This window comes from uncultured Demequina sp., from assembly GCF_913055775.1.
Classification (GTDB): Bacteria; Actinomycetota; Actinomycetes; order Actinomycetales; family Demequinaceae; genus Demequina.
In genome coordinates, this window is sequence record NZ_CAJXJX010000137.1 from 1 (window position 1) to 6,688 (window position 6,688).

At 68.8% G+C, this 6,688-nt stretch carries 7 protein-coding genes; 2 read left to right on the plus strand and 5 right to left on the minus strand.

Annotated features, from left to right (window positions below; translation table 11 throughout):
* The 5 genes from QZ483_RS11815 to QZ483_RS11835 all read right to left on the minus strand — a co-directional run.
* The coding region (locus QZ483_RS11815) for a glycoside hydrolase family 3 protein (protein WP_297084227.1) at positions 1–761 on the minus strand (761 nt) is incomplete at its 3' end.
* Positions 758–1,606 carry a carbohydrate ABC transporter permease gene (locus QZ483_RS11820; RefSeq protein ID WP_297084230.1) on the minus strand — a complete coding sequence of 283 codons (849 nt, stop codon included), beginning with the start codon at positions 1,604–1,606 and terminating at the stop codon, positions 758–760. The genes QZ483_RS11820 and QZ483_RS11815, both read right to left, overlap by 4 nt.
* Positions 1,603–2,571, minus strand: a complete 969-nt coding sequence (locus QZ483_RS11825) for a carbohydrate ABC transporter permease (protein WP_297084232.1) — start codon at positions 2,569–2,571, stop codon at positions 1,603–1,605. The genes QZ483_RS11820 and QZ483_RS11825 overlap by 4 nt, the downstream gene beginning before the upstream one ends.
* Positions 2,572–2,740: 169 nt before the next feature.
* The gene (locus tag QZ483_RS11830) at positions 2,741–4,075 is read right to left on the minus strand and encodes an extracellular solute-binding protein (RefSeq protein ID WP_297084234.1); all 1,335 of its coding nucleotides are present in this window, start codon (positions 4,073–4,075) and stop codon (positions 2,741–2,743) included.
* Between the two features lie 68 nt (positions 4,076–4,143).
* Positions 4,144–5,166, minus strand: a complete 1,023-nt coding sequence (locus QZ483_RS11835) for an ROK family protein (RefSeq protein WP_367117109.1) — start codon at positions 5,164–5,166, stop codon at positions 4,144–4,146.
* 324 nt (positions 5,167–5,490) lie between these two features.
* On the opposite strand from QZ483_RS11835, the gene QZ483_RS11840 reads away from it, so the two are divergent.
* Entirely contained in the window at positions 5,491–6,138 is a 648-nt protein-coding gene (locus QZ483_RS11840; RefSeq protein ID WP_297084238.1) for a sulfotransferase family 2 domain-containing protein, read from the plus strand.
* 89 nt (positions 6,139–6,227) lie between these two features.
* Positions 6,228–6,688 (plus strand): hypothetical protein (locus tag QZ483_RS11845; RefSeq protein ID WP_297084240.1); only part of this gene is annotated, 461 nt, incomplete at its 3' end.

Sequence of the window (6,688 nt, forward strand, 5' to 3'; positions counted from 1 at the left end):
CCCACCATGTCCAGCGCATCCGAGACGATCACCCCGTCGAAGCCCATCTCCGCGCGGAGCAGGTCCGTGAGTATCGCGCTCGAGAAGGTCGCGGGGTTGTCCGGGTCGAGCGCCGGCACCATGATGTGCGAGCTCATGATGGTCTGGACGCCGCCGGCGATGGCCGCGGCGAACGGCGCGAGCTCGCGCTGGCGCAGAGCCTGCACGTCCGCATCGACGGTCGGCAGCGACACGTGGGAGTCCTGCGCGGTGTCCCCGTGCCCCGGGAAGTGCTTGGCGTCCGCCGCGACGCCCATGGCCTGGACGCCCTGCGTCCACGCGACTCCGTGGCGGCCCACCAGCGCCGCATCGGCGCCGAAGCTGCGCACCCCGATGACGGGGTTGCTGGGGTTGGAGTTGACGTCGACGTCGGGAGCGAGCGTGAGGTTCACGCCGACCTCCCGCAGCTCGCGTCCCACCTGCTCGCCCACGGCGCGGCTGAGGGCCTCGTCGTCGATGCGTCCCAGGAGCGCGTTTCCCGGGAACGGCGAGCCGTCACGCTGGTACAGGCGCGAGACGTCGCCCCCCTCCTCGTCGATCGACACGATCGCATCGGGGTTCGCCGCGTAGATCGCGTCCGTGAGCGCGCGGAGCTGCTCGGGCGAGCGGACGTTGGTGGCGAACAGGCACACGCCTCCCATGCCCTCGCGCAGTCGACGCTCGACCCATGCGGGCAGCTCCGGGCCTTCGAAGCCGGGCATCAGGGTCGCGAGCGCGGTCATCCCTTCACCGCCCCGCCCACGAGGCCCTGCGTCATGCGGCCCTGCACGAACATGAAGAAGATGATGACAGGCACGGCGACGAGCGTCGACGCGGCCATCACCTCGCCCCAGTTGGTCTGGTTGACGGCGCTGTCCTGCAGGAAGCCGCGCAGCCACAGCGGCAGGGTGGCCTTCTGGCCCTCGGGCAGCAGGATCAGCGCGACGGCGAACTCGTTCCAGGCCTGCAGGAACGCGTATACGCCGGAAGCGACCAGCCCGGGCGCCAGGAGCGGGAACGTGATGCGCATGAAGGCCTGGTTGCGGCTGAGGCCGTCCACCATCGCGGCCTCCTCGAGGTCCGCCGGAATGCCCGCGACGAACCCGCGCAGCATCCAGATCGTGAACGGGATGACAGTCGCGGTGTAGATCAGGGACACGCCCACCACGGTGTTGAGCATGCCAAAGCCGGCGATCATCTTGTACTGCGCGATGAACAGCGCCTCTGCCGGGATCATCTGGATCACGAGCACCGCGAGCACGAACGACTTGCGGCCGCGGAAGCGGAAGCGCGAGATCGCGAGCGCGGCGAAGAAGGCGAACGCGATGCAGACGATCAGCGTGAGGCCCGTGATCATCGCCGACATGCCGAGGGCGCGCACGAACGTGCCGTCCTCGAGCGCCGACGAGAAGTTGCGGAAGTCGCCGCCGAAGGGGACGAACGTGGGAGTCAGCGACTGCAGCGTCGAGTTGGGCAGGAAGGACGAGTTGATCATCCAGTAGACGGGGAACGCCCACGCGATGGTCGCGACGATGGCGATCGCGGTCCAGCCGAACTTCGCGGCCGGGCTCTTCTTGGTGATGTTCATGACTCCGCGTCCTCCTTCATCAGCTGGCGCACGTAGACCCAGCTGAGTCCGAGCGTCAGCAGCATGACCACGATGGCCGCGGTCGCGGCGAGCCCGAAGTCCTGCGAGCCGGTGCCGAGCTTGTAGATGTACGTGCCGAGCAGGTCGTACTGCTGACCGAACGATCCGGCGTCCTGGAGGAGCTGGATCTGTGCGAAGACCCGGAGGTCCCAGATGAGCGGGAGCAGGAACACGATCGACAGCACCGGCTTGATGATCGGCAGGATGATCCGGCGCGTGATCGCCGAGCCGGAGGCGCCGTCCAACTGTGCCGCCTCGAGCACCTCGTCGCTCACCTGCGTGAAGCCCGCGTAGGCGGAGAAGGCGATGAACGGCACCGAGTACCAGATGATGATGATCGAGCCGACGGCGAAGAAGCTCAGCGGATTCACGAGCCAGTTGTGGCCGATCATGTCGACTCCGGGCAAGAGCGACAGCAGGTAGTTCAGCACGCCGTTGCGATCGTCGAACAGCCAGATCCACACCGTCATGTAGGCGACGATGGGCATGGCCCACGCGAGCAGCAGCGCGATCTGCAGGCTGAGGCGGGCGACCTTGCCCACGTTCTTCATGATGATGGCCAGCAGGATGCCCAGGCCCATGCTCACGGTCGCCGTGACGAGGCAGAACACGACGGACCTGAGGACGATGCCCCAGAAGCCCTGGTCGGTGAGCATCTCGATGTAGTTCTGCAGACCCACGAACGGTGCGGGGTTGCCGAACTGCTGCGCGAGTCCGTACTCGCGGAACGAGGTGACGAACTGCCAGATCAGCGGGTAGCCGGTACCCACGACCACCACGACGATCGCGGGAATGATCAGGTAGTACGGGAGCCGGTTCTTCCGGCGGCGGCCCTGCGGCGCGGCCGAGTCGGACTGCACGGGAGGCAGCACCTCGGCCGGCGGGGCGGCGGTGGGAGCGGGCATGGCGAAGCCTTTCAGGGGCAACTGGGGTGGTGGCGCGGGTGGTCTCGCGCGGGAGGAGGCGGGGCACTGGCGCGGGGAGTGCGGTGCGCCCGCCTCTGCAGGGCCGATGCGGCCCCGGGTCTCCCGGTCCGGACGCCCCGGGGGCGGCGTCCGGACCGGGAAGAGGGGATCAGCCGTTCAGCTGAGCGGTGATCTTCTCGTCGTACTCGGCGGCGAGGGCGGCGATGTCGCCACCCTCGGCGACGGCCTGGAAGAACTCCTCCAGGAGGCCGGAGCCCTCGACGGAGGCCCAGCCCGGCGCGGCCGGGGTGAGCTTCGAGACCTGAGCGGTGTCCCAGGCGATCTGACGGAACTCGTCGGTCACGAAGGAGTCCTTCGCGTTGACGTTGGCCGGACCGAGGCCGTTCTCGCCGAGCATGGCCTGGAAGTCATCCGAGAAGATGATGCGGAGCAGGTCGCGCGAGCCCTCCTGGTTCTCGGACTGCGCCGAGATGCCGATGTTCGAGCCACCGGCGAACACGGGGGCGAGGCCACCGTCGACGCCGGGCAGACCGTAGGCGGTGTTCGCCGCGTCATCCCACGCGACCTCGCCCTCTTCGCCACCCTCGACGGGCAGACCGATGCAGCAGGCGGCCCAGGACGGAGCCATCGACGCCGCCGCCGGGATGCCGGCCAACGTGTCGTCGTTGATGATGAAGTAGTTGTCCGCGTCGGTGTCGTTGGCGTTGGCCACCGATGCCGACTCGAACATCTCCTGCCAGGCCGCGATGCCCTCCTGGCTCTCGGCGCTCGACAGCGTCGACTCCCACAGGTCGCCGTCCTTGGCGGCGAGGTCGCCACCGTAGGCGAAGACCCAGGAGATGGCGTTGCGCCAGTCCTGGCCACCCAGGTACAGGCCGCCCAGGCCCTGGTCCTTCAGCGAGGCGTGGACCTCGGTGACCTCCGCGAGGGTGGTCGGCACCTCGACGCCGCCGGCCTCGTAGATGTCCGCACGGGCCCACATGTTGCGCGAGCCGAAGTAGTACGGAAGCGCGTAGGGGGTGCCGTCGACCGAGCCGACCTCGGTGAACGACGGAAGCAGGTCGTCGCCGCCGAGCTCGTCGTACATGTCGGACAGGTCCGAGAACGCACCGACGGCCGTGAAGGTGGGCGCCCAGGTGTTGCCGATCTCGACGACGTCAGGGGTGTTGGCCGCGTCGGGGAGCGCGGTCGTGAGCTTGGGGAGAGCGTCGCCCCAGGCCACGGCCTCGACGGTCAGCGTGCCGCCGTTCTCAGCCGCGTAGGTGTCCTCGAGGTAGGTGACCAGGTCCTCCGGGGTGTCGGGCGCACCCATGAGCCACAGGGTGATGTCCTGCGCGACCGTCTCGGTGGTCTCCTCGGTGGTCTCGTCGGTGGTCTCGTCGGGCTCGCTTGCCGGGTCGTCGGATCCGGACGACGAGCATCCAGCGAGGACGATGGCGGAGGCGGCCGCGAAGGCCACGGCGCCGCTTGTCATCTTCTTCATCGAACTACTTCCTTCTGTTTGTGTGTGTGCCGTCCGTGACCTGAGGGGCCACGTCGTTGTGGAGGAGGTCAGGAGACCCCCAGCTGTCCGGTGAGGACCGTGACCACCGCACCGAGCACGACGATGTCGCGCCCGAGCGAGGTCATCCGCAGAGTCAGATCGCCGTGAAGCTCGGCCATCGTCCTGCTGCGAAGCGTCTCGGAGGTGCCCTCCAGGAGGGGACCTGCGAGAAGATTGTGGGGACCGGCAAGGACGACCTCGCCGAGGTTGAGGGCGCCCACCACGGGGCCCAGGGAGATGCCGAGCCGCTCGCCGGCCTCGCGGAGCACCTGCTCCCGCTCGGCCTCCGTCGCGGCCTGCGCGAGGTTCGCCTCGAGCCGGGGCGATGCGAGCCAGGTCTCCAGGCATCCCGCCTTGCCGCACGCGCACTCGTCGCCGCCGTCGGTGCCGACCACGACGTGGCCGATCTCGCCGGCGGCGAAGCCCGATCCGTACACGACCTGGCCGCCCACGACGATGCCGGAGCCGACGCCTCGGCCCACCCGGACAAGCATCATGTCGGGGCTGGCGCCGCCGAACGACCGCTCGCCGATCGCGGCCATGTTCGCGTCATTGGCGACCACGACGGGGAGGCTGTAGCGCTCGGCCAGCAGACGCTGCAGGGGGACGTCGTGCCACACGAGGTTGGGTGCGGACACCACGACCCCTTCGAGGTCCACGATGCCGGGGCTGCCGACTCCGATGCCCATCACCGGCGCGCTGGCACGACCGAGGAGGTCGTCGAGGAGGGCGTGCACCCGCGCGACCGCGTCCTCTCCGGTAACGCCCGTGACGGGGACCTCGGACCGCTCGAGCACGGAGCCGTCGAGATCGGTGACCACGCCGCGGAACGCGCTGTTGTTGGAGAGGTCCAGACCGACGATCGAGAAGCCGGTGCGGTTGATGTCCAGGAGCGTCGCGGGCTTGCCCGGGCGCGAGTCGGGGCGGATCCCGAGCTCGACGACCAGGTCCTCGGAGATGAGGTCCGCGACGAGGTCCGAGATCGTGACGCGCGTGAGGCCCACCTCCCGCGCGAGATCCGCGCGGCTCATGCCATCGCCCCGGTACAGGGCCTGCAGAACGAGCGCACGGTTGTGACGACGGGCGTGCTCGGGCCGCACCCGGGCACCCGGCCTCACCGCGCCGGCGAGGGCGCGGTGGCTCGTGGCGCTCGTCGCCGCACCGAGAGGGTCGAGCCCGGTGGCCCGCCTCCCAGTGGAGCGTCGCTGCGCCTCGTGGGTCGTCATAGTTAGTTAGTTAAGATTACTAACCAACTAGGCGCAACCCTGTCGCATCGTTTCGACCGCAACCGTTACCGATCCGTGACCATCCGACTCATTGCTAGCCTGGTGCTGTCACAACGCTGAGGAGAGACCATGCCTGTGCTGAGGAAGGACGGAGCCGCGCTGCTCTTCGTCCACGTCCCCAAGACGGGCGGGGGCTCCGTCGAGACGGCCTTCAAGGACGCCGGGTGGAGGATGGATTTCTTCGACCACCGCGGCGGTCCCGGCTCGGTCAACTACCTTCGGCGCAACAGCCCCCAGCACACGCACGCCGCCGACCTCGAGCGGATCTTCCGCATCGGACGCTTCGACGCCGTCTTCAGCTTCGTCCGCGATCCCCTGCCGCGCATGCGGTCGGAGTACGTGTGGCGCATGCGCAAGAACGACTCCGTGGACGTCTCTGGCCGCGCCTTCGAGCGGTGGCTGCGCGAGACCCTGCGCAAGAGCCTCCAGAACCCCTCGATCTACGACAACCACATCCGCCCCCAGGTCGAGTTCATGGTCTCGGGCGCCCAGAACTTCCGCGTCGAGGACGGCATCGACAGGGGCCTCGCGCACCTCGCGGACCTCACCGGACTGGACCTCCCGCTCACGGTGCCACGACTCCACAAGGGCTCCGAGGTGACGAGCGTCCGCCCCGCGGATGTCGAGATCACGTCGCGCGCCGCACGACTGATCAGCGAGTTCTACGGCGAGGACTACCGGCGGTTCGGCTACGACCGCCCCGACGCGGACGGTTAAGCCATGGAGGAGCTGCCGCGCAGCGGCCCCGCCCGAGATCTCGCGCCGGGTACGCTGGAGGCCCTCTCACCCGTAGCCGGAAGGACGCTATGAAAGTCGTCGTCATCGGCGATATCGGCTGGCACGACCTCTACCACCTCGGCGACGAGGCCATGACCGAGGCCGCCGTCGACATGTTGCGACGACGAGGCATCGCGGACGTCACGCTCGTCGCAGGCGAGCCCGAGGCCGCCGAGCGCTTCTACGGACTCCCCGCGGTGCCGCGCCTGGGCTTCCGAGCCTCCTGGTCGCGGGAGCGCAACGACGCCCATCTCGCCGCGATCACCTCCTCCTTCGACAGCAGCGATCTGGTGGACCAGACCGCGGTCGCCGCGATTCGTGAGATTCGGAAGAATTGCGGTCTCCCTGTCTCACCTGACAGGGGCCTGGCCCAGCGTTCATGCAGCTTGCTCGGGAGGAAAGGGCAGGGTCGTGCAGTTTGCTCGATTCGGGGCCCTTTCCTGCGCGCGGGAGCGGAGGCGGGGCCGGGGTATGGCGGGGAGATTCGGGG